Here is a 360-nt window from a genome sequence, read left to right on the forward strand (position 1 = left end):
GGAGAGCAAGGCGACTTTGAATCAGATAATGGTATAAGATTCCATGTTGATAACAAAGCAGAATTAATCAGCTTACTTCAAAGCTCAGTATTAGGTACTGAAATAGGGAACTTACTTGAGGTGCTTGCCGCTGGGGACATAAGGAATGCTCTAAGAATGACTCGAGAATTTATCGAACATGGTTATACAAACCCAGGAAAAGCAATGAGAGTCTATAAAGAACATGGGAATTATGTATTACCAAAGCATGAAGCTTTAAGGGCCATCCTTTTAGGAAATCAGGCAGTATATTCTGAAGCATATTCTTTAGTTGGCAATCCCTTTGACTCCCGCCAAGGAAAAACAAATTTCCAGTTGTTA

At 38.6% G+C, this 360-nt stretch carries 1 pseudogene; it reads left to right on the top strand.

Annotation, left to right across the window (positions count from 1 at the left end):
- Nucleotides 1–360: pseudogene (locus CWM53_RS08300) on the top strand (hypothetical protein); the annotation flags it as partial.

The organism is Klebsiella sp. A-Nf5, from assembly GCF_002810545.1.
Classification (GTDB): domain Bacteria; phylum Pseudomonadota; class Gammaproteobacteria; order Enterobacterales; family Enterobacteriaceae; genus Klebsiella; species Klebsiella variicola.